The sequence below is a fragment of the Bradyrhizobium ferriligni genome (assembly GCF_056837965.1).
The window spans coordinates 11708-34379 of sequence record NZ_JBXEJO010000058.1; the positions used below are offsets into that span (position 1 = coordinate 11708).

The 22672-nt window shown below is 62.0% G+C and carries 19 protein-coding genes, 1 tRNA gene and 1 pseudogene; 12 read left to right on the plus strand and 9 right to left on the minus strand.

What is annotated here, in order from left to right; genetic code table 11:
- Positions 1–206: 206 nt before the first annotated feature.
- The 8 genes and pseudogenes from AC1VNY_RS29680 (at position 207) to AC1VNY_RS29715 (ending at position 8682) form a co-directional block, all read left to right on the plus strand.
- Entirely contained in the window at positions 207–1247 is a 1041-nt protein-coding gene (locus tag AC1VNY_RS29680; RefSeq protein WP_482407844.1) for a GlxA family transcriptional regulator, read from the plus strand.
- A 57-nt stretch (positions 1248–1304) separates the two neighbouring features.
- Positions 1305–2339, plus strand: coding sequence for a HoxN/HupN/NixA family nickel/cobalt transporter (locus AC1VNY_RS29685; protein WP_482407845.1), 1035 nt, complete (start codon positions 1305–1307; stop codon positions 2337–2339).
- A gap of 209 nt (positions 2340–2548) precedes the next feature.
- Positions 2549–2869 (plus strand): annotated as a pseudogene (locus AC1VNY_RS29690) (PepSY domain-containing protein); the annotation flags it as partial.
- Positions 2870–3350: 481 nt separating this feature from the next.
- Positions 3351–4787 (plus strand): ABC transporter substrate-binding protein, encoded by a 1437-nt coding sequence (locus tag AC1VNY_RS29695; protein ID WP_482407846.1) that lies wholly within the window; start codon positions 3351–3353, stop codon positions 4785–4787.
- A gap of 77 nt (positions 4788–4864) precedes the next feature.
- Positions 4865–5785, plus strand: coding sequence for a carbohydrate ABC transporter permease (locus tag AC1VNY_RS29700; RefSeq protein WP_482407847.1), 921 nt, complete (start codon positions 4865–4867; stop codon positions 5783–5785).
- A complete protein-coding gene (locus tag AC1VNY_RS29705; RefSeq protein ID WP_482407848.1) occupies positions 5782–6621 on the plus strand; it encodes a carbohydrate ABC transporter permease in 840 nt (279 codons plus the stop codon). The genes AC1VNY_RS29700 and AC1VNY_RS29705 overlap by 4 nt, the downstream gene beginning before the upstream one ends.
- A 12-nt stretch (positions 6622–6633) precedes the next feature.
- On the plus strand, positions 6634–7737 hold the full coding sequence (locus AC1VNY_RS29710) for an ABC transporter ATP-binding protein (protein ID WP_482407849.1): 1104 nt from the start codon (positions 6634–6636) through the stop codon (positions 7735–7737).
- A 54-nt stretch (positions 7738–7791) separates the two neighbouring features.
- Positions 7792–8682, plus strand: a complete 891-nt coding sequence (locus AC1VNY_RS29715; RefSeq protein ID WP_482407850.1) for an SMP-30/gluconolactonase/LRE family protein — start codon at positions 7792–7794, stop codon at positions 8680–8682.
- A gap of 40 nt (positions 8683–8722) precedes the next feature.
- On the opposite strand, the gene AC1VNY_RS29720 is transcribed toward AC1VNY_RS29715, so the two are convergent.
- The 5 genes from AC1VNY_RS29720 to AC1VNY_RS29740 form a co-directional block, all read right to left on the minus strand.
- Entirely contained in the window at positions 8723–10615 is a 1893-nt protein-coding gene (locus AC1VNY_RS29720; protein ID WP_482407851.1) for a TRAP transporter large permease, read from the minus strand.
- Complete coding sequence (locus AC1VNY_RS29725) at positions 10612–11637, minus strand: TRAP transporter substrate-binding protein (protein WP_482407878.1); 1026 nt, start codon at positions 11635–11637, stop codon at positions 10612–10614. The genes AC1VNY_RS29720 and AC1VNY_RS29725 overlap by 4 nt, the downstream gene beginning before the upstream one ends.
- Before the next feature lie 194 nt (positions 11638–11831).
- A complete protein-coding gene (locus tag AC1VNY_RS29730) occupies positions 11832–12842 on the minus strand; it encodes a transketolase family protein (RefSeq protein WP_482407879.1) in 1011 nt (336 codons plus the stop codon).
- Positions 12842–13690, minus strand: coding sequence for a transketolase (locus AC1VNY_RS29735; RefSeq protein WP_482407852.1), 849 nt, complete (start codon positions 13688–13690; stop codon positions 12842–12844). Before AC1VNY_RS29735 ends, AC1VNY_RS29730 begins: the two co-directional genes overlap by 1 nt.
- Before the next feature lie 16 nt (positions 13691–13706).
- Positions 13707–14456, minus strand: a complete 750-nt coding sequence (locus AC1VNY_RS29740) for an SDR family NAD(P)-dependent oxidoreductase (RefSeq protein WP_482407853.1) — start codon at positions 14454–14456, stop codon at positions 13707–13709.
- Positions 14457–14566: 110 nt separating this feature from the next.
- Between AC1VNY_RS29740 and AC1VNY_RS29745 the strand changes: the two genes are divergently transcribed.
- Complete coding sequence (locus AC1VNY_RS29745; protein WP_482407854.1) at positions 14567–15451, plus strand: LysR substrate-binding domain-containing protein; 885 nt, start codon at positions 14567–14569, stop codon at positions 15449–15451.
- A gap of 482 nt (positions 15452–15933) precedes the next feature.
- On the opposite strand, the gene AC1VNY_RS29750 is transcribed toward AC1VNY_RS29745, so the two are convergent.
- Positions 15934–16008: transfer RNA gene (locus AC1VNY_RS29750), tRNA-Glu, on the minus strand.
- Positions 16009–16525: 517 nt separating this feature from the next.
- Here AC1VNY_RS29750 and AC1VNY_RS29755 point away from each other — a divergent pair.
- The 3 genes from AC1VNY_RS29755 to AC1VNY_RS29765 all read left to right on the plus strand — a co-directional run bounded on the left by AC1VNY_RS29755 (position 16526) and on the right by AC1VNY_RS29765 (position 19629).
- On the plus strand, positions 16526–16978 hold the full coding sequence (locus tag AC1VNY_RS29755; protein WP_028333166.1) for a (2Fe-2S)-binding protein: 453 nt from the start codon (positions 16526–16528) through the stop codon (positions 16976–16978).
- Between the two features lies 1 nt (position 16979).
- Complete coding sequence (locus tag AC1VNY_RS29760) at positions 16980–19295, plus strand: xanthine dehydrogenase family protein molybdopterin-binding subunit (RefSeq protein WP_482407855.1); 2316 nt, start codon at positions 16980–16982, stop codon at positions 19293–19295.
- A 61-nt stretch (positions 19296–19356) separates the two neighbouring features.
- Positions 19357–19629, plus strand: coding sequence for a hypothetical protein (locus AC1VNY_RS29765; RefSeq protein WP_482407856.1), 273 nt, complete (start codon positions 19357–19359; stop codon positions 19627–19629).
- A 131-nt stretch (positions 19630–19760) separates the two neighbouring features.
- Here the strand turns inward: AC1VNY_RS29765 and AC1VNY_RS29770 are convergent, their stop codons facing one another.
- The 3 genes from AC1VNY_RS29770 to AC1VNY_RS29780 all read right to left on the minus strand — a co-directional run bounded on the left by AC1VNY_RS29770 (position 19761) and on the right by AC1VNY_RS29780 (position 22668).
- Positions 19761–21491 (minus strand): methanol/ethanol family PQQ-dependent dehydrogenase, encoded by a 1731-nt coding sequence (locus AC1VNY_RS29770; protein WP_482407857.1) that lies wholly within the window; start codon positions 21489–21491, stop codon positions 19761–19763.
- Between the two features lie 67 nt (positions 21492–21558).
- A complete protein-coding gene (locus AC1VNY_RS29775; RefSeq protein WP_482407858.1) occupies positions 21559–22206 on the minus strand; it encodes a QcrA and Rieske domain-containing protein in 648 nt (215 codons plus the stop codon).
- A gap of 126 nt (positions 22207–22332) precedes the next feature.
- Entirely contained in the window at positions 22333–22668 is a 336-nt protein-coding gene (locus tag AC1VNY_RS29780) for a hypothetical protein (RefSeq protein ID WP_018269854.1), read from the minus strand.
- Between the last annotated feature and the right edge of the window lie 4 nt (positions 22669–22672).

Sequence of the window (22672 nt, forward strand, 5' to 3'; positions counted from 1 at the left end):
CAACCTCATACGCCGATCCGCGCTGCGAATGGCCGACGCTGACGTAACTTTGGCCGCTGCATCGTGCCGGATAGCCTACATTTCCTGCCATCGAACGGTCATTTCGACGACTGGTGATTCCGAAGTCCGGCAATGACGCCGGCTCCGGGAGTGGATCCGTGCGTCTGCGAATGACCTCGGATCATCGAACGTCGAGGCACCTATCGATGGCGATCGCCGACACCCAGTCTCCTCATCCGTCTCACGAGGACAATGAAGCTAACATCCCGACCCTGCGAGTTGGAATCGTGGTCATCAACGGATCCAACGCCATCGATTTCATGGGGCCAACCGATGCCTTCAACGAAGCCAACAAGTCGAAAACGACGCCAGTTCGCTACAAGGTAGATCTCATTGGCGCGGCGCCGGGCCCAATCGTGGGCTCGTCCGGCATCCGCATGCTACCAGACAAGATTATCTCACCTGACCTGGATATCGCCTACGACACCATACTGGTCGCAGGTAGTCAGAGCCCTCAGCAATCCAGAAACGACTTCCCGATATTGACCGATTGGTTGACCCGATGTGCGCAGTCCGTACGCCGGATCTGCGCGACCTGCACCGGAACATTCGTCCTGGCTTCGGCCGGCCTCCTTGATGGGCGCCGCGTTGCGACCCATCAGGATCATGCGCAGCAGTTCTCGACGATGTTTCCGCAAGTGCGCGTGGAATCGGACCGGCTCTTCGTTCGCGATGGCGCTTACTACACCGCGGTCGGCGGAATGGCCGGGATCGACCTTTGTCTTTACCTGATCGAGAACGACTGCGGCCAAGCGACGTTTCTCGACGTCGCCAGGATGCTTGTCGTTTTCCTGAGGAGGCCGGGCACCCTGCCCCAGATCAGCGAATTCCTCAAAGCACAATCGATCCGAAACACTCAGATCAGCCAAGTCATGGACTGGGCATTAGACAATCTAACCGCTGATCTTTCGGTCGAAGCACTCGCCAAGCGTGCCGCCATGAGCCCGAGAAACTTCAGCCGCGCTTTCATGGATGAGATGATGACGACCCCGGCACGCTTTGTCGAAAATATTCGGGTCGAGGCCGCCCGCATCCTACTGGAGACGACGCCACTACCCATCCAGCAGATTGCACATCGCGTCGGGTTCGGCAGCCCTGCAAACATGCGCCGTGCGTTCATTCGTGCCTTCCAGGCTCCTCCCGCGGAATACCGAAACAACGTCGGGTGCGCCGTGGCTCACTCCTAATGGATGGATTGAGGGCCTGACTACCCCAGAAACATGCAGGACGACGGTGGAATAGTGATGGCGAACTATCGGTGGTCCCAGCAAGGGGCGAGACTCCTGGTTACCATCGCTCTGTTGACCGCTGCCAACGTCGCCATTTGGGTCTGGACCTTGCAGGCACTTAGCGACCGCCCCGGACTGCTCGGGACGGCGCTGTTGGCTTACGTCTTCGGGCTGCGTCATGCATTCGACCCCGATCACATCGCGGCGATAGATAACGTGGTGCGGAAACTGATGCAGGAGCAGAAGCCATCGACCCTCGTGGGATTCTACTTCGCACTTGGTCATTCGAGCATCGTCTTGCTGGCGTCGATTGCGATCTCCGGGACCGCCTTATCGATGGACATCAGCGCACTCGGAGACTTCAACCTTATCCGCACCCTCATCTCAGCCTTCTTCCTGCTGGCGATCGGGCTGGCCAACTACTTCATTCTAAAGTCCGTTTGGTCGGCATTTGTGCGCGTAAACCGCGGCGAACGCATCACGACCGATCAATTCGAACCACTCATGTCGCCGCAAGGTCCGCTGAGCCGTCTGTTTCGGCCCCTGTTCAAGATCGTCACAAGATCCTGGCACATGTTCCCCGTCGGATTTCTGTTCGGCCTCGGCTTTGACACGGCGACCGAAATTGGCTTGTTCGGGATATCCGCCACTCAGGCAGCACAAGGAACATCGTTGTGGACGATCCTCCTGTTTCCGCTGCTCTTCGCCGCGGGCATGACGTTGATGGATACCGCCGACAGTGCATTGATGACGAGCGCCTACGGATGGGCTTTCGTCAAACCTGTCCGCAAGCTTTGGTACAATCTGACATTAACGTCCGTGTCTGTCGTCGTCGCCATCTTCATTGGTGGACTCGAAGTCCTCGGTTTGGTGAGCGACAGGCTTGGGTTGAACGATGGCGTTTGGAGCCTCGTCCGCAGCCTGAATTCTCATATGGACGACCTCGGCTACATCGTCGTCGCGATTTTTGTTGCGAGCTGGATTTGCTCGGCACTCCTGTATCACTTCGGGCGCTATGACGAGTTGCCTGCCAATCAAGCATCGTCATGACAATCACATCCGCAACACCCGTGCATTGCCGAGCGACCAGACTGGTCGCATACCGCCGCAAATCTACGTCTGAGAATCCGGGGAGCGCCTTGCCGAACATCGCGTACAACGTCGGGCACGACGTCGCACGTCAGGTCATGTTCAGGGCGAGTGAACAGCTCGGCGACGGGGCAGGATGGCTGAGTTCCCCGGAGGTTCAGGAATTCGCAGGGCGGTTGGCGAGCGGATGCGGCGTGCCTGCGGTGGTTGCTGCGGACGACGACTATCCCGCGCAGTCGACCCTGCCGGGTGCTCCGGTCTATCGTGCGACGTGCGGCGATGTCTGGTTCGACGTCGATGGCGCTGACGGACGCGTGCTGCAACGATGGGATGCTTCGCGCCGCGCCCATCGCTGGCTTTACGCGTTGCATACACTCGATTTCCCGCGCCTGGCGGCGCATCCGGGCCTGCGCAGCACGTTGATCGTTGGTCTTTGTTCGCTCGGCTTCCTGTTCTCTTTGACCGGCATCGTAATCGGCTGGCGCCGCCTGGGCCGGATTGGAAGCAAAGTAAGGTCGAGTGGCGAAGCCGGGGCACTAGCGCCGGCGCGCGATGCTGCCGGCCCCCCTTACTCTTCGCCCAGTCTTTAGTTCAGGGGGTAACAAGTGAATGCGGCTCACCCTTGCTTGCAAAGTTATCATTTGTCGACCAGTTCCGCCACGACGCAAACTAATGGCCAAAATCAGGGCATCAAGCTTTTGGGGGGATGCGTGCTTCTAGGAAGCCAAGCCGGGAATGCTTCGTACGCCACAAGCCCTGCAGGTACCCGAGCGCAACTCTTCCACACAGACCACTTGAGCTTCTCGATCGCAGCTTCACCTGCGGTGGGTCCTCGCATCGATTGCAACGTCACCGAATACAACGCAGCCGCTAACGGTCCTGCGCACGCAGGAGTTTGACTACCAACACCACGTGAGAGGCGCGAGGGGCCTAACGACCTACGAGTGCCCAAAAAAGGAGGAGGAAGCACGAATGAGGTTCATGACTTTCCAAGGGGCCGCCGCCTGGCTTTCCTTGACCGGTGCTGCAGCGCCCGCCGCGGACAAGGACGCAGCAGACATCGCGGTCGAAGCAGCGAAGAAATATTCTGGCACGACCATCAGCATCGTCTGGGAAGCCGGCCTCCAGTCGCTCGATCCGCTGAACTATTCGGGTCCGAAATGGGAGCAACTGACCGGCATCAAAGTGAAGGTCGTGGAAGTCCCAACCGATCAGATGTTCACCAAGATCCTCCAGGACTTCAAATCCGGTGCCGGGGCCTATGACGCGCTGAACGTGATACCTTCCTGGATGCCCGATCTGGCGCGCGCCGGCGCGCTGGAGCCGCTGGACAAATATGTCGACAAATACGGCTATCGCGACGAGTTGCAGGACATCGCGGCCGCCTATCGCGACAACCAGATGCAGTATGACGGCAAGATCTACGGCTTCCCGGACGATGGCGACGTCATGCTTCTCTACTACCGCAAGGACATCTTCGAGGATTCGAAGATGAGGGAGGCATTCAAGGCCAAGTTCGGTTACGACATCGCCCCGCCCAAAGACTGGAAGCAGTTCGACGAGATCGGCCAGTTCATCACCGACAAGATGGCGCCCAAGGTATACGGCGCCGGCTTCTTCCGAACCGCGCCCTATCCGCAATACATGTTCCAGGAACGCTTTCGAATGGAGGGCGGTAAGTTCTTCAACCCCGACACCATGAGGGCGACCGTCAACAGCGACGTCGGCGTGAAGGTCTTTACTCAGATGAAGGCCGAGAACAAGTTCATGCCGCCTGGCGTCGAGCAGTGGAACTTCGTCGACAATCTCGCTGCCTTCCTCCAGGGCACGACGGCGATGACGATCTCCTGGCCACCCTACGGCCGCTGGGCGGCCGGCTACGGCTCCGGCGAGGAGGCGCTGAAGTGGGTGCCAAAATCGCAGGTGGCCGGCAAGGTGGGCTACGCACTGACGCCGCTTGGACGTCCTGAACTCGGCGTCGGTTTCGACCTGTCAGTATCGGCAACCAGCAAGAACAAGGAGGCGGCCTATCTGTTCATCCAGTGGCTGAACAGCAAGAAGACCAGTCTCGAGCGCGTCCAACTGCCCTACACCCTGCGCGATCCCTTCCGGACTTCCCATTACGCGAGCGAGAAATACCGCTCGGTGTGGCCGGATGCGCCGGCGTATCTCGACACCGTCAAACTCTCCGGCGAGAAAGGCCTGCTCGATCTTTCCCTGCTGCAGCAGGACAAATATGACGAGGCGATGACCAAGGCGATCTCCAGCCTTTGGGCCGGCGAGGATCCCAAGGCCGTTCTCGACCGCATGGCGCAGCAATTCGAGGCCATCACCGAGAAGGTCGGCGTCGACACTCAGAAGGCGGTCTACAAGGTCTGGGCGGCAAAGCCCGGCGCCTATCCGCGGTAGTCAATACCGGCCATCGCATTTGCACGGGGACAGTCCCTGCGGCTGTCCCCGCGCAACGTATCCTCCGGATCGTCAGCATGTCCTCCACCGCCCTTGAGATCGCCAAGCCGGCTCGCCGCCGTACGCTAGGACGCGTGCTCGAGGATCGCCTGCCCTATCTCATCATTGCCCCGGCGATCCTCATCCTCCTTCTGGTCGGTCTATTCCCGCTCATCTACTCCCTTATCGTGAGCTTCCAGAACATCACGATGACCGACAACAACACGTCCTTCGTCGGCTTCAAGAATTACGCCGTACTGTTCAGGGACGCCCGACTCTGGGCAGCACTGGGGCACACCGCGATCATCACCGTCATCTCCCTGCCGCTCGAACTCCTGATCGGCTTCCTCATGGCCCAGCTCTTCATCGACCGCATGCCCGGCCGTCAGCTCTTCGTCGCGGTTCTCGTGCTGCCGACGGTGATCTCGCCAATCGTCGCCGGCGCCACCTGGCGGTTGATGTTCGACGTCCGGTTCGGGCCGATCGGACAGATCCTGAGCTTCTTTGCCGGCGAGCCGGTGGGCATCCTCTGGACGGTCAATCCCTCCTACGTCTATCCGGCGATCATCATTTGCGAGGTCTGGCAGTGGTCACCGTTCATGTTCCTGCTGCTGCTCGCGGCGCTCTCAAACGTTGATCCATCGCAGCTCGAAGCCGCCGAACTCGACGGTGCGTCCTATCTGCGCGTGCTTCGAGCGATCATCCTGCCCGCGATTGCGCCCGTGGTTGCGGTGGCCTGCCTGATCCGCGGACTGGATCTCGTGCGCATCTTCGACATCATCTGGGCGCTCACCGAAGGCGGTCCCGGCTCGATGACCGAGACCATATCGCTCTACACCTACGTACAGGGCTTCTCGCAATTCGAGACCAGCTATACGGCCGCCATTGCCTTCCTGGTGATCGCGATGCTGACCGTGATCACGACGCTGGTCCTCAAGCGAATGGAGCTCGCACGATGACCGTGGCGATGCTCCCGAAACGAAAGACGCGCATTCTCGCCTTGCGTTATCTCGGCGCGATCGCCCTGACGCTGCTGTTTCTGTTCCCGGTCTACTGGCTGTTCATGATCTCGTTCAAGACGCCCGATGAGATCTACCATGTTCCTCCGCTCTGGGTGCCCGGCCAGATCCAGTTTGCCAACTACTACGTTCTGTTCAAGGATGGCGACGTGGTGGCGATCGCCAATAGCCTGGTTCTGGCCGGTGTCAGCTCCATTGTCGCTATCGTCTTGGGCACGCTGTGCGCTTACAGTCTCGCGCGCTTCGGCACCGGCGGCGAAAATCTCGCAATGTGGATCATTTCGCAGCGCATGATCCCGCCGATCGCGGTCGTCTTTCCCGTATTCCTCATCTACGTCTATCTCGGCTTGGTCGACAGCTTCTTCGGGTTGATCCTGCTCTATACCGCGTTCAATCTGCCGTACGTGATTTGGATGATGCGCGGCTATATCGTCGATGTTCCCCTTGAGCTCGAGGAAAGCGCGCTGGTCGATGGATTGAACCGCTGGCAGGTGATCTGGAAAGTGGTCTTTCCAATGGTGCGCCCCGGGCTCATTGCCACGTCAGTCTTCACCTTCGTGTTCGCTTGGAACGACTTTCTGTTCGCGCTGGTGCTCAGCCGGACCGAGGTCATCACCTTTCCGGTCATGCTGACCCACTACTTCGGCGGCCAGTCGAACTTCTGGGCGAAGATCGCGGCCATGTCGGTGTTGGGCACGTTGCCGATCTTCGTCGCAGTTACCGTGATGCAGCGCTACCTCGTGCGCGGCATCTCGCTGGGTGCAGTCAGGGGGTAAGGGAGATCACGCGTGGCGGACGTCAGGCTGTCCGGAGTTCACAAGTACTACGGAAATGTTCATGCAGTTCGGGGAGTCGATCTGACCATCAACGACGGAGAATTCGCCGTTCTAGTCGGGCCCTCCGGTTGCGGCAAGAGCACATTGCTGCGCACGATCGCGGGTCTGGAAGACCCCGACGGGGGCACGATTGCGATCGGCGGTGCGGTCGTCAACGATCTTCGGCCGCGCGAACGCAATATCGCGATGGTGTTCCAGAACTACGCCCTCTATCCCTACCTGACCGTCAACGAGAACATCGCGTTCGGCTTGCGCGCGCGCAAGACGCCGGAGATTGAGATCCGGAAGCGGGTCAGCGAGGCCGCCGAGATGCTCGGAATCGGCGGGCTTCTCGGACGCTATCCTCGCCAATTGTCTGGCGGACAACGCCAACGCGTGGCCATCGGACGCGCGATCGTCCGCAAGGCGGAAATCTTCTTGTTCGACGAGCCGCTCTCCAATCTCGACGCGCAATTGCGCGACGAAATGCGGACCGAGATCAAGCGCCTGCATCACGAGATCACGACCACGATGATCTACGTAACCCATGACCAGGTCGAGGCGATGACCCTTGCCGACCGGATCGTGCTGTTGCGCGACGGAAAGATCGAACAGCAAGGCCCGCCGCTGGAACTCTTCGAGCGGCCGAAGACCGGCTTCGTTGCAGGCTTCCTCGGATCACCGTCGATCAACCTCATACCGGCCAAGCTGGTGTCGACCGGAATTGGCATCTCGGCTGCGTTCGAGAATGACGGAGCACTGGCACTTCCGGCATCGAGAGCTTCGTCGCTCGTGGGCGCGGATGGACGCCCGGTCTTGCTTGGTATCAGACCGCAGCATTTCAGCCGCGCGACGGGCGGCTCCATGCGCGAGGGCGTGGTCTCCTATCTGGCCGTTGCCGACCTCATCCAACCAACCGGCACGCGCACTCTGGCCACTTTCAAGATCGGCGGAGTGGACGCGATTGCCGAACTCCAGGCGCATGATGTCGAGAGCCATGGCGAGAGGGTCGAACTTGCGATCGACCTCAACCGCGCGGTCCTCATCGATCCGGCATCGGGCCAGGTCATCAGCTAATCGCCGCGCGACACGCAGCAGGTCATTCCGAAGAAGGATCAGAGGGAGGAAAGAATGGCATCGAGACTCTTTGCGACCGGAATCGGAGCGCCGGAAGGACCCGTCTGCCTGCCTGACGGATCGATGTACGTTACCGAAATGTCGGCTGCGACCCTGTGCGTCACGCACCTCGATCCGCAGGGACATCGCACAATGATCAGGGAAACGGCCGGCCGGCCAAACGGCTTGACGACCGACGGCCACAGCCGGATCTGGATCGCCGAGGCCGGCCTTCGGGCCCTGATCTGCATCGACGAGCACGGAAACGAGGTCCGCCGCATGGAAGGCGACGAGACGGTTCGCTTCCTATTTCCGAACGATCTCTGTTTTGGTCCGAACGGACTGCTGTACATGACCGATTCCGGCATGGCTGCGACGGATTTCATCAACGGCCAGGAATTCGTTAACGGCTACATGGACCTCGATTGGGACGGTCGGGTTTATGAGATCGATCCAGTGGCGATGAAGGTGCGGCGTGTGCTCGACCGCAAGATCCGCTTCACCAATGGCATCGCCTTCGGCCCCGATAACCAACTCTATGCCAATGCGTCCTTCACCGGTGAAATCTATCGCTACGACGTGTTCGGCCAAACTACTCCGAAGCGCGTCGTGTTCGGAAATGTTCTGCAGCCCGACCCCAATCCTGATTTCAAGGGTCCGGACGGCATGGCATTCGGGACCGACGGCCGTCTCTACTGCACCGTCTACAATCAGAAGAATGTCACCGTGCTCGATCGCGAGGGTGCGGTGGCGGACCGCCTGACGCTGGATGGCCCTCAACCTACGAACTGCGCCTTTACGCTGGACGGGAAGAGGCTGCGGGTCACCGAGGTGGGCAAGGGACAGGTCGAAGAGCTCGACGTTCCCTGCGCGGGGTTGCCACTGCATCTGCCGCGATTCCCATGACAGGCGGTTGTGGCGGCCGTCGGCCGGCCGCCATTCTCTCCTACAGGAAACCGATCGAGATCCAGGGCACGGCGGCGACAATGAGCGTGCCAATCAATAGCGCGAGCATGTAGCCGACGATCGGCTTCATGCCTTCATCGGGGTTGATCCGGCTGATGGCGCAGGCGGCATAATAGCCGACACCGAATGGCGGAGCGAACAGACCGATGCCCATCGCCAGAACGACGACCATCGCATAATGCACGTCATGAACGCCGACCTGACGGGCAATCGGGAACAGCAGCGGCCCGAACAGCACGATGGCCGGAATGCCTTCGAGGACACTCCCCAAGATGACGAAGGCGACGATTGTCACGGCGAGGAACATCGGCACGCCACCGGGAAGCGCGGTCATGAACTTGGCAAGTGAGGCCGAGAAACCGGATTGGGTAAGCGCCCACGCCATTCCAGTCGCCGCACCGATAATGAGCAGGATTGCGCCGGAAAGGGACGCCGTCTCCACCAGCATCGGGTAGATCCGCTGCCAGGGGAATTGCCGGTAGATCACGAGGCCCGCGAATACGGAATAGACGATGCCTATCGTGGACACCTCCGTCGCCGTCGCAACGCCCTCGACCACCGCGGTGCGGATCACGAACGGCAGCGCAATCGCGGGAAGCGCGATGATGAAGGCGCGGCCGATCTCCCGCCTCCTCGCCCGCGTGACGTGCGATAGATCCTCGCCGCGATATCGCCACCAGACCACCGTGGCGAGCATGATAGCGAGCACGATCGCCGGCAGGAGGCCGCCCGTGAACAGCGCGGAGATCGATACTCCCGTGACCGATCCGATTGTGATCAACACCAATGAAGGTGGAATCGTTTCGGTCTGTGCGCCCGTTGCCGCCAGGAGGGCCACGAGGTCGCCGGGCTTGGCACCGCGCTGCCGCATCTCCGGAAACAGCACGGGGGCCACCGCTGCCATGTCGGCCGCCTTGGAGCCGGAAATGCCGGAGACCAGATACATCGCACCCACCAGAACGTAGTGCAGGCCACCGCGAACGTGCCCAAGCAGGCTTGCAAGGAAGCTGACCATGGCACGCGCCATGCCAGTCATCTCGATCAGGAGCCCCAGGAACACGAACAGCGGCACGGCGAGCAGGATCAGATGGCTCATGCCCTCGTCCATGCGCCCAATGACGACGACGTCGGGGGTACTGGTCGTAAGTGTCAAATAGCCCACCGTCGCGAGGCCGAACGCAAACGCGATCGGCACCGCCGCAAATACCATGGCGCCGACCACGCAGACGAAGAAAATCAGCAGATTCAGATTGCCGAGCGGCGTCAACACCGGGGCCAGCGCCGCAAACGCAGTGATGATGGCCGCAACGAGCGCCAAGGCCGTCACCATGCTCCGCAGGCTGGCGATGCGCACAAGCCGAAGCACTGCCGCGACCAGCATCAAGCCGATCCCAACAGGCAGCGCTGCAGCACGCCAGCTGTTGACGATTTCAAGCGCTGGCGTCGTGACGAACACCTCGTCGGCCGCAAATTCGTAGGCCGGATGGATCACCAGCACAAGAAACGCCAATGAGGCCGCCGCGGCAACAACGTCCAGAAATGCTCGGGTATCCGCCCTGAGCATGCCAATGATGGCCGTCATCCGCATGTGCTCGCCCCGCTGAAAGGCAATCACGGACCCCAGCATGGCGAGCCACAAGAATAGGATGCCGGCGAGCTCGTCGGACCAGATGATCGGCGAATGGAAGACATACCTTCCGACGATGCCGGCCGATAACACTACGATCTCGGCCAGCACCAGAAGTGCGGCGGGGATCGCCACGACATGACCGAGCACTTTGTTCGCGTTTGCGGCCCACAGTTGCAAGCTGGATTGCGGTCCGCCTACCGCCACGCTCGGCTCGATGTTCGGTGTGTGATTGACGGCGGTCATGAGAGTTGCCCCGCGGCCTTCTCGAGCTGGGTCCACGCTTCATCGCCGAACTTTGCCTTCCAGTCGGCATAGAAGCTGGTCTTCGACAGTGCCTTGCGGAAGGCGGCTCGGTCGACATCGGCGAATTTGAGGCCTTTTGCAGCGAGGTCGGCACGAAGTGACTGGCTCAGCTCTGCAATGTCGGCTCGCTGGTCGGCTGCCGAACGGTCGAGCTCGCGCGCGACGATTTCCTGCACGTCTTTCGGCAAGCGCTCGAATGCGCGCTTGTTTCCGAGGACCCAGTATCCGTCCCAGACGTGACCGGTCAGGCTGCAGGTACTCTGGACTTCGTAGAGCCGTGTGGTTGCGATGATTGGCAAAGGGTTTTCCTGCCCATCGACGACCTTGGTCTGCAACGCAGAGTAGACTTCGTTGAAGTTGATCGGCGCGGGCCCGGCTTCGAGCGCCTTGAACAGCGAGGTCAGGATTGGCGCCGGCGGAACGCGAATCTTAAAGCCCTTCAGATCGTCGGGCGTCCTTATCTCGCGGCCGGATGACGTCACCTGCCGAAAGCCGTTATCCCAGATCTTCGAGACCGCCATAATCGGTGTCTTCGCGATCTGGGCGCGGATGTAAGCCCCCAGGTCGCCGTCCATCGCCTTCCAGACGGTTTCGTAATCAGCGAATGCAAAGCCGGTGTTCACGATGCCGGCACTCGGCACCAGGGTGGCGAGGATCGACGAGGACTGATTGAAGAACTCCACGCCGCCATTGCGGACTTGGGTCAGAAGCTCTGTATCGGAGCCGAGCTGGTTGGCAGGAAACAGCTTGATCTCCAGCCTCCCACCAGTAGCTTCGCGGATGCGGTCAATCGCCTCCTGCGCGCGGATGTTGACGGGATGCGTCGGATCCTGCCCCGTCGCGAACTTGTAGGTGAATTCGGCCGCGAACGCCCCACGCGTGAGAATGCCGCACAGCGGCACGGCAGCGGCTCCCATCAACACCGACCGTCGGCTGAGAGGCGAATGTCTACGCGAAGTCATGATTCCTCCTTGTGCTGAACCGAACAATGTCGGTTCTTTCGCGGCGCGCTTGATGCACCGCATGCTTCTCCTCCGTTGGACTTGCACCGGCTCTCGGACGCCGGCAGAATGACAGCAGCCATCAGTCGTCGCCTGCACGAGATATGCAGGCGGGAAAATGTTGCCCATTCCTGATTGGCGCTAAGCGCGTGCCGCTAGAGCCATTGCTTGATCTGCCGTGCGACCGCCGACGTCGAAATACCGTAGCGATCATGCAGCGTCGGAAGCGCGCCGGCGTCGAGGAACTCATCTGGCAACGCAATCTGCCGGAAGATCGGATGTACACCCGCGCGCATCAGGAGCGCGGCAACCGCCTCACCGAGGCCACCTATCAACGTGTGGTTCTCCGCCACGACGACGAGACGACCGCCCTTCCCTGCCTCGCGCAGGATCGTCTCGGTATCAAGCGGCTTGATGGTCGGGACATGAAGCACGGCCGCATCGATATGATCACTGGCAAGTGCCTGGGCTGCTTCCAGGGCGCGCATGGTCATGAGGCCAGACGAGATAATCAGGACATCCTTGCCGTCGCGAATCGTCTTCGCCTTGCCGAGCTCGAATTTGTAGTCGTACTCATCGAGGACAAGCGGCACCTGGCCACGAAGGAGCCGCGTATAGACCGGTCCGTTGTGCGCGGCGATGGCCGGCACGAGTTGTTCGATCTCGAGCGCATCGCAGGGGTCGATCACCGTCATGTTCGGCATGGCCCGAAACAGCGCGAGATCCTCCGCCGCTTGGTGGCTTGGGCCGTAGCCGGAGGTCAGGCCCGGCAGCGCGCAGGCGATCTTGACGTTGCGATCTTCCTCGGCAATCGTCTGGTGGATGAAGTCATACGCACGGCGCGATGCAAACACCGCGTACGTCGTGGCGAATGGCATGAAGCCTTCGGCTGCCATGCCCGATGCGGCGCCGAACAGAAGCTGCTCGGCCATGCCCATCTGGTAGTAGCGATCTGAAAACTCCTTGGCGAAGATGTGCAGATCGGTGTACTTGCCGAGGTCGGCCGTCATCCCGATCACGTCGTCCCGGTTGCGCGCCAGCTCGACCAGCGCGTGACCGAAGGGGGCCGGCTTCGTCCTCTGCCCCTCAGACGCGATCGATGCGATCATCGCCGAGGTGGTCAGGCGCGGCTTACCTGGCTGCGGTGCTGCTCTGACGGACTTCATCACTGCCTCCCGGCTTCTAGCGCGGCAAGCGCAAGCTGCCATTCATGTGCCTCGACGCGAATAAAGTGGTTTTTCTCGCGCTGCTCCAGGAATGGAACGCCCTTGCCCATCAGCGTGTCGGCGATGATCATCCGGGGCTTCGGTTCAGAATGCGATTTTGCCGCGTCGAATGCTGCCACCACGACATCCAGATCGTTGCCATCCACCCGCTGCGCGAACCAGCCGAACGCTTGCAGCTTCTCGACCAGCGGCTCGAAAGCCATGACCTGCGTCGACGGACCATCCGCCTGCTGATTGTTGACATCGACGATGCCAATCAGATTGTCGAGCTTGTAGTGCCCTGCGGACTGGATAGCTTCCCAGACCGAGCCTTCGTCGAGTTCGCCGTCCGAGAACAGCGTGTACACACGAGCCGTTGATTTCTTCCGCTTCAGCCCAAGCCCCACGCCAACGGCGATGCTGAGCCCCAGGCCGAGCGAACCGCCGGACATTTCCATTCCCGGCGTGTAGGACGCCATCCCGGACATCGGGAGGCGACTATCGTCGCTGCCATAGCTCTCAAGTTCCTGCTCGGGGACGATCCCGGCTTCAATCAGCGCCGCATAGAGCGCGATAGCGTAGTGCCCGTTTGACAGCAGAAAGCGGTCACGCTCTTCCCAGGCGGGATCTTCCGGCCGGTAACGCATGGCGTGGAAATAGGCCACCGCAAGGACGTCGGCAATGTCGAGCGCTTGCGCGATATAGCCCTGTCCCTGCACCTCCCCCATTCGCAGCGCATTGCGACGGACGTTGTAGGCGCGCTCAGCAAGAGTGGGAGCGTTGGGTAACGGTTTGGATATGGTCTCCATTGCTGTCTGTCCCCGCTCAGTGGATTAGCATGCCGCCGTTCACGTCGATCACGGCTCCGGTGACGTAGGCAGACAGATCGGACGCGAGGAACGTGTAGATCCCCGCGACATCGCTGGCGTCGCCGAGCCGGCCGAGCGGAATGCCCTCCAGGATCCGGGCTCTCATCTCGTCGGTCAGCTTACCCGCGGTGATATCGGTGCCGATCAGGCCGGGCGTGACGCAGTTGACACGAATGCCGTCAGGGCCGAACTCGCGGGCCATGGCCTTGGCGAGGCCGAGGACCCCAGCCTTCGCAGCGGAATAATGCGGACCGCCGAAAATGCCGCCGCCGCGCTGCGCCGAAACCGACGACATGCATGCGATCGACCCGGACTTCCGGGTGCGCATATGCGGAATCACCGCCTGCGACAGGAACAGGATGCCCTTAAGATTGACGTCCTGGATGCGGTCCCAATCGGCTGGCGAAATGTCGAGGAACTTGACCGGTTGGGTGATGCCCGCATTGTTGATGAGCACGTCGACAACACCGAAGGCATCGATCACGCTGCCGACGGCCTTCTCGCACGAGGCTTTGTCGGCGACGTTGCACCCTAGCCCGATATGGGTCGGCCCGAGCGTGGTAGCGGCATCAGCCGCTGCCCCCGCCTCGATATCCAGAATGGCAACCCGCGCCCCCTCGGCGGCAAACCGCCGCGCCGTGGCAAGCCCTATGCCGCGGGGCGAGGCCGCGCCCGAAATGATCGCCGTCTTACCGCTGAGCAGCATTCACGCCTCCCTTCGATTGTTTCTTCCTTGCTGTGCTGAAAATGACGTGCGGACAGCCCCTCGACAAACGCGCAGTTGTCACGGATCGATGAATTTGGTTCACTTGTGAGATGCTGTCGAACATCCCGATATCCTCAATTCGCGTATTTGAAGCCGCTGCGCGCACCGGATCGTTTCGAGATGCGGCGAATGAGCTTCACCTGACCCCCAGCGCCGTCAGTCATGCGATCCGCAAGCTCGAAGGGACGCTGCGCACCGTCCTGTTCGAGCGCAGCGCACGGGCCGTGCGGCTGACGGCGGCCGGCGAGAACCTGATGCGTCACACCGGAGCGGCCTTCGATCAGCTGCGCCGGGGTCTCGAGGAAGTAGCCGCACGCGGACCGCAACTGGTGAGAGTTCATTCGGCGCCGAGTTTCGCTGCACAATGGCTTGCGCCGCGGCTTGCCCAATTCCTGGCCGCCTATCCGAAACTGGAAGTTCGCCTCGCCGCAAGCACCGACTATGCGCGCTTCAGCAATGACGATTTCGATATCGATATCGTCTACGGTCAGCCCCGCGCCGAGGGCCTCGAGGTCATTCCGCTCAAGGAGGAGACGGTCACCCCACTCTGCTCGCCCGCGCTTGCGAAATCGATCAGGAAACCGTCCGATCTCTTCGATCAGACGCTCATTCGTTCCGACGTGAAGCAAATTCAATGGCATCAATGGTTCGCTGCCAACGGATTGGAAGCGCCGGCGCTTCACGGCATGAGGTTTGATCGCAGCTTTCTGGCGATTGCGACGGCAGCGGAAGGGTTGGGCGTGGCACTGGAGTCCACCCTGCTGGCCGAGCGAGAACTGGCCTCCAGACGATTGGTCGCCCCCCTGGTGGGACGCGCAACCGATATCCGCTACATTGGTCACCGCCTCGTCTATCCCCGTGCCAGCCGGCAACGCTCCGCGGTGCGCGCATTTGCGGATTGGATCGTGTCGCAGCTCGGAGGCGAGTCTCCGTAGACTGATTCTTGCTGACTAGAGCTTCGCAGCGACCTCCTTGGATCGCGGATCGCGCGCGGTCAGCTCAAGACTGACCCGCACGGTCCGTACAAGTCCAGATTCATTCTTCAGCAAATGCCGGCTAACAAAATGCTATTCCCGATCGCTGTCGCGGGTGCGGTCTTCTTGTGGACCTAGTCCGAACTCGGTCGCACCGCTGAAGATGCGGAAGCCTTCATTTGCGCACCCGTAAGCATCGCGCATTCAGCGCATGGAGCGCGGCCAATTAGATGCGAGCATTTCGCGTGCTTGGAGGGGGATTGCATGTCGTTGCGGCGATCACTGCCGCTCGAATTGTCAACGGAGTTGTCGGATCCATGCGCGCGAACCTGCGCGTGGCCGGATACCTGAATCAGTGTGTTGGGGTTCGCCAATGTCCGCCGACGCTTATTCAACGGATATTCGACGACTTCTCCATCGCTTTTCTAAGTTATTGAATTCTCTGGCGCTCCCTAGGGGAATCGAACCCCTGTTTCAGCCTTGAGAGGGCCGCGTCCTAACCGCTAGACGAAGGGAGCGTTGAGGGGAAAGGCAATAGCCTTGAAATCAGGTTGCCGCAAGATGCCTTGTGCATTGCGGCGGGGATTTTGCCGGCCATGCTTACCACGCCGAACGCCGTTCGGGTGCGGCGGCGGTCCGAGAGCGCCCTGCCCGAAAGGCCTCGGTGCACCGCGCGCACGGACCAGCGGTGCGGCCGCGCCGCGCCGATTGCATGATGACCACGTCAGGATGTCATGTCTGCGTCGTGCAACGGCGGCCCTGCTTTCGCCAAATGGAAATGCAAAACACCTGCCTGTGAAGTCACCCGTCGCCGGCCTCTGCTAACATCGCAGCCATTCACCATGCTGCGCCCCGCACGGCGCCGGACAAGCGAGAGGAGTGCTTGGAACAAAGCGCGCAGGCCCTTTGGCGCACGGCAAAATTTGGCTCACGAATATCTTGGCACAACAAACATCAGCGCGGTCGCAGGCCATGGAAGACGTTCCGCACCTCGCGCCGCACAGGTCAATAGCTTAGGCAGAGCGAGGACAGACCATGATCAAACTAAAAATCAACGGCCAGGAACAGAATTGGGACGGCGACCCGGATCTTTCGCTGCTCTGGTATCTCCGTGACGAAGCAGGCCTCACGGGCACCAAGTTCGGCTGCGGCCAGGCGCTGTGCGGCGCCTGCACCGTGATCGTCGACAAGGAGGCGGTCCGCGCCTGCATCACCTCGGTGTCCGACGTCGTCGGCCGCGAGGTCACCACCATCGAGGGGCTGCATCCGACCGGCGACCATCCGGTGCAGAAGGCCTGGCGCCAGGTCAACGTGCCGCAGTGCGGCTACTGCCAGGCCGGCCAGATCATGCAGGCCGCGGCGCTGCTGGACCAGAACCCGAAGCCGAGCCACGACCAGATCCGCGAAGCCATGGCGGGCAATATCTGCCGCTGCGGCTGCTACCAGCGGATCGAGAATGCGGTCCATCTCGCATCGACGGGGGTGTGACATGAATATCCGCACCAATCCCGGCAAGCTTCGCGGCTTCGAGAAGCACGTGAAGGTCGAGAACGTTTCGCGCCGCAGCATCCTCAAGGGGCTCGGCATCGCCGGCTCTTTCGTGCTCGCCGCACCCGTGATGACGCGCCAGGCGTTCGCCTATGAGACCGGCGCCGGCAAGATGCCGCACGGCGTCGTGGTCGATCCGCGCGTGTTCGTCGCGATCGCCCCTGACGGCATCGTGACCATCCTGGCGCACCGCTCCGAGATGGGCACCGGCGTGCGCACCAGCCTGCCCTTGATCGTCGCCGAGGAGATGGAGGCCGACTGGTCGCGCGTCCATGTCCAGCAGGCGCATGGCGACGAGGTCAAGTTCGGCAACCAGGACACCGACGGCTCGCGCAGCACGCGGCATTATCTGATCCCGATGCGCCAGATCGGCGCCTCGGCGCGCTCGATGCTGGAAGCCGCCGCCGCCAAGAAATGGGGCGTGCCGGTCACCGAGGTGAAGGCGCAGAACCACGAGGTGGTGCACAGCGCGAGCGGCCGGAAGATAGGCTTCGGCGAACTCGCGGCCGACGCCGCGAAAGAGTCGGTGCCGAGCGTCGAGGGCCTCAAGCTGAAGGACCCGAAGGACTTCCGCTATCTCGGCAAGGGCCAGGTCTCGATCGTCGACCTGCACGACATCACCACCGGCAAGGCGCATTACGGCGCCGATGTCCGGCTGCCCGGCCTGAAATACGCCGTGATCGCGCGTCCGCCGGTCACCGGCGGCAAGCTCAAATCGTTCGACGACAGCGCGGCCAAGAAGGTGCCGGGCGTCGAGAAGGTGATGGAGGTCAAGGGCTGGCCCTGGCCGTCCAAGTTCCAGCCGCTCGGCGGCGTGGCCGTGATCGCGGGCAACACCGGAGCCGCGATCAAGGGCCGCGACGCGCTGAAGATCGTCTGGGACGACGGCGCCAACGCCAAATACGACTCCGTCACCTATCGTGCCTCGCTCGAGGAAGCCGCGCGCAAGCCCGGCCTCGTGGTGCGCAAGGAAGGCGACGTCGATGCGGCCCTGAAGAGTGCCGACAAGGTTATAACCGGCGAATACTATCTGCCGCATCTCGCCCATGTCAGCATGGAGCCGCCGGTCGCGGTTGCCGACGTCAAGGGCGACAAGGCCACGATCTGGGCGCCGGTGCAGAGCCCCGGCGGCACCCGCGAGGATGTCGCCAAGACGCTCGGCATCCCCGAGGACAATGTCACCGTCAACGTGACGCTGCTCGGCGGCGGCTTCGGCCGCAAGTCGAAATGCGACTTCGCGCTCGAGGCGGCATTGCTGTCGAAGGAGCTCGGCGCGCCGGTCAAGGTGCAGTGGACCCGTGAAGACGACGTGCATCACGACTTCCTGCACACGGTCTCGGTGGAACGGATCGAGGCCGGCCTCGACAAGAGCGGCAAGGTGATTGCGTGGCGGCACCGCAGCGTGGCGCCGACCATCGCCTCGACCTTCGCCGCCGGCGCCAATCACGAGGCGCCGTTCGAGCTCGGCATGGGCCTGATCGACAACCCGTTCGAGATCGCCAACCTGCAATGCGAGAATCCGGAAGCGGCCGCGTTCACGCGGATCGGCTGGTTCCGCTCGGTCTCCAACATCCCGCGCGCCTTCGCGGTGCAATCCATGGTCGGGGAAATCGCGCATGCGACGGGCCGCGACCAGAAGGACATGCTGCTGGAGCTGATCGGAAGCCCGCGGATCGTCAACCTGTCCTCGGTGAAGGATCCCTGGAACTACGGCGAGCCCTATGACAGCTACCCGATCGACACCGCACGCTTACGCAAGGTGGTCGAGCTGGTCGCCGAAAAGGGCGAGTGGGGCCGCAAGGTGCCGAAGGGCCACGGCCTCGGCATCGCGGTGCATCGCTCCTTCGTCAGCTACATCGCGACCATCGTCGAGGTGGCGGTCGACGACAAGGGCAAGTTCTCGGTGCCGCGGGTCGATACCGCGATCGATTGCGGTACTTACGTCAATCCGGAGCGGATCCACTCGCAGATAGAAGGCGCTGCGATCATGGGGTTGAGTCTGGCCAAATACGGCGAGATCAGCTTCAAGGACGGCAAGGTGCAGCAGGGCAATTTCGACGACTTCCCGGTGATCCGGATGGACGAGTCGCCTGTGATCACCAACGTCTACATCGTGCCGCCCGGCGCCGACACCCCGCCGAGCGGCGTCGGCGAGCCCGGCGTGCCGCCGTTTGCGCCGGCCTTGATCAACGCGATCTTTGCCGCGACCGGAAAGCGCATCCGCGCCCTTCCGATCGGCAAACAGCTGGAGACCTGAGGCTGGAACGTTAGGCGAGACGGGCCGTTCTCATCGATCGCGCTTTAGAGAGAGCAGATCGATGAGAACCCCGCCTCAGACATTCGGGACGCTCGCGGCCGCCTTGTCCGCGGGCGTCTTTCTTTTTGCGACACAGGCTGCGCTCGCGCAGTCGGACTCGCCGCCGAAAGCGACCGCAACGCGCCCGGCCAAGGTGCTGCCCGACCAGAGCTCGGTTCCGAGCAGCGGCCCGCCGTCGACCACAGGTCAGACCACCGGCGAAGCGAGCCGCGACCCCACGATCAAGCAGATGAACGACGACGAGAAGCGGAAGGTCGACACCAAGGGCAAATAAAGCAAGCGCAGACCGGGAAGCGGCGGTCTCCCCAGCCGCCGCTTCCCGATCGCATCGCCCCCTGTCGCTGAGTCCGACAAAAGCTTGGGAGCATGATCCGATTCAATCGGATCACGCTCCTGATTGCGCGCTCACTTCTTGTCGAGCGCGAACACCCAGATCACGCCGCCTTGCGGGACGTTGTTCTCGAAGCCCTTGACCTTGCCGGCCAGGGCGTCCTGGATGCGCTGCGCGTCGACGCCCCAGCCCGACTGGACCGCGATGTATTGCGTTCCGTCGACCTCATAGGACATCGGCATCGCCATGATACCGGAGTTGGTCTTCTGCTCCCACAACAGCTCGCCGGTCTTGGCGTTGAAGATGCGGAACATCCGGTCATTGGTGCCGCCGGCGAGAACCAGGTCGCCCGCGGTCGCCGTCACCGAGCCGAACAGCTGCGAGGTCTTGAAGTCGTGCTGCCAGACCTTCTTGCCGGTGGCCGGATCCCACGCCTGCAACTCGCCGAAATGATCGGCGTTCGGTGCCGGCGTCAGTCCGATGTCCTCCGGCTTGGTGCCGAGCCAGAGCTGGCCGGGCACCAGCGGCTGCTTCTCGCCCGTGAAGCCGCCGCAGAAATTCTCGTTGGCGGGAACGTAGACGAGCTTGGTGCTCTGGCTGTACGCCGCCGACGGCCAATCCTTGCCGCCCCACAGCGACGGGCAGAACTCGACCCGCTTGCCGATCACCGGCTTGTGCTCGGGATCGACGATCGGCCGGCCGGTCTCGGCCTCGATGCCCTTCCAGACATTGGTCTTCACGAACGGCCAGCCGGACACGTAGTTGATCTTGTCCGGCTTGTTCTCGAGCACCCAGAAGATCGCGTCGCGTCCCGGGTGGATCAGGCTCTTGAACGAACGTCCGTCACGCTGCAGGTCGACCAGCATCGGCGCGTCGACCTCGTCCCAGTCCCAGGAATCGTTTTGGTGGTACTGGAAGTGCTTCTTGATCTTGCCCGTCTCGGGATCGAGGCCGATCACCGAGCTGGTGTAGAGGTTGTCGCCGGCGTGAGCCGAGCCCGGCCACGGCGCAGCGTTGCCGACGCCCCAGAGGATCGTCTTGTTGTCCTTGTCGTAGGTGCCGGTCATCCAGGCGGAGCCACCGCCCGACTTCCAGTCGTCGCCGCTCCAGGTCTCGTGCCCGGGCTCGCCTTCGCCGGGGATGGTGAAGGTGCGCCAGAGCTCCTTGCCGCTCTCGGCATCGTAGGCGACAACATAGCCGCGCACGCCGAACTCGCCGCCGGAGCCGCCGACGATCACCTTGCCGTCGATCACCAGCGGCATCAGCGTCAGATACTGACCCTTCTTGTAGTCCTGGACCTTGGTGTCCCAGACCACCTTGCCGGTCTTGGCGTCGAGCGCGACGACATGGTCGTCGGTGGTGGCGAAGTAGACCTTGTCCTGCCACAGGCCGACGCCACGGCTGGTCGGGTGCAGCTGGAACAGATCGTCGGGAAGCTGCCGCTTGTAGCGCCAATATTCCTCGCCGGTCTTGGCGTTGAGCGCGATCACCTGCCCCATCGGGGTCGCGGCGAACATCACGCCGTTGTTGACGATCGGCGGCGCCTCATGGCCCTCGATGACGCCGGTCGAGAACGTCCAGACCGGCTTGAGGTCCTTGACGTTGGAGGTGTTGATCTGGTTGAGCGGACTATACCCCTGTCCGTCATAGGTCCGGCGATACAGCATCCAGTTGCCGGGTTCGGGATTTTCGAGACGCGCTGAGGTCACCGAACTGTAGTTTTCGATCGGCCCCGCGACGGCATAGGTCGAAATGAGGCACGTGAATGCGACGCAACTCGACAGTAACCACTGCTTGCTTGTCATGAGATGCTACCTCCCTGCTCTGTTTTGATTTTTTCAGTTTAGGTCATGCAGAAATCCCGATGTGGCCTCATCCTCCTTGCTGAGCACCCACCTTTCCGACGAATGGCGCTGCGACCGTGATCGCGCCGTCGGCAACCGTCAGCGGCAATGCCGCGAGGCGACGTGGCGCCGGCCCGAACACGACCTGCGCATTCTGCCGCGGATCGTATTCGGAGTTGTGACAGAGGCATTTCAGAACGTTCTTGTCGCCCTGCTCTTCCTTCAACCAGGCAGTGATCGGACATCCGGCATGCGTGCAGACGACCGAGTAGCAGACGATGCCGTCGGGGGCGCGGGCGCGCGTGGCATCGTCGAGTTCGCTCGGATCGAGCTTGACCAGCACGACCTCGTTCAGCCGCGAGCCCTTGCGGACGACCGAGGTGTTCGGATCCTGCGGCCAGGCGCGAATGGGCGGGCCGCCCAAGGTCAGATCTTCCGACTTGATGACCTGGCCCGCCTTGTCGCCTTCGGCACGCACGAGCCGATCGGCTTTTTGCGGCCGCTCATTGGCGCCGGGCTGTTCGTCATCGTCGGCGGCCGCAGGCTCGATCGCGGCGAGGCAGGCGCAGCTCGCGAGTGCGGTCAACACCGCGCGGCGCGTCGGGTCGGCGCACGAGCCCGACACATCGGACTCACCAGACTGTTCGATGGAAGCGCTCGGGTTGGATCGCGACATGGCGCAAGCTGAACGTGCAACTCGGCCGAAAAGATGGCGGCACACCTTCTCGATGCGCGAACGCATGCGCAAAAAATACGCTGCAGCTTTTGGTTGATCGACTGCGCGGCTTCGCGACCGCTGCGATCAGGGTTCGTTGACGAAGCTCAGCCTGCCGACAGGTTTCAGCGTCTTTGCATCAAATGTGCGAATCTCTGTTGCACCGCCCACATCAAGCGTGAGGATCAATCGCTCGCCGGCGACACCGGTGGCGACGATGCGCGCGCCTTTCGGCAGCGCAGCAGTGACGTCGGAAACGGAAACGGGGCTTCCCTCGCTGCGATAAAGGCGGTAGCCGATGGCAATCAATACGACCGCCACGGCCAGTGCCGAGGTCAGGCCCGCGATCAGCATCATGCGCCGCACCCGCGCGATCAGCGCGGCCTGGTCGGGGGTCGGTTCGGTCACAGCGGTGTCGGTCATCACA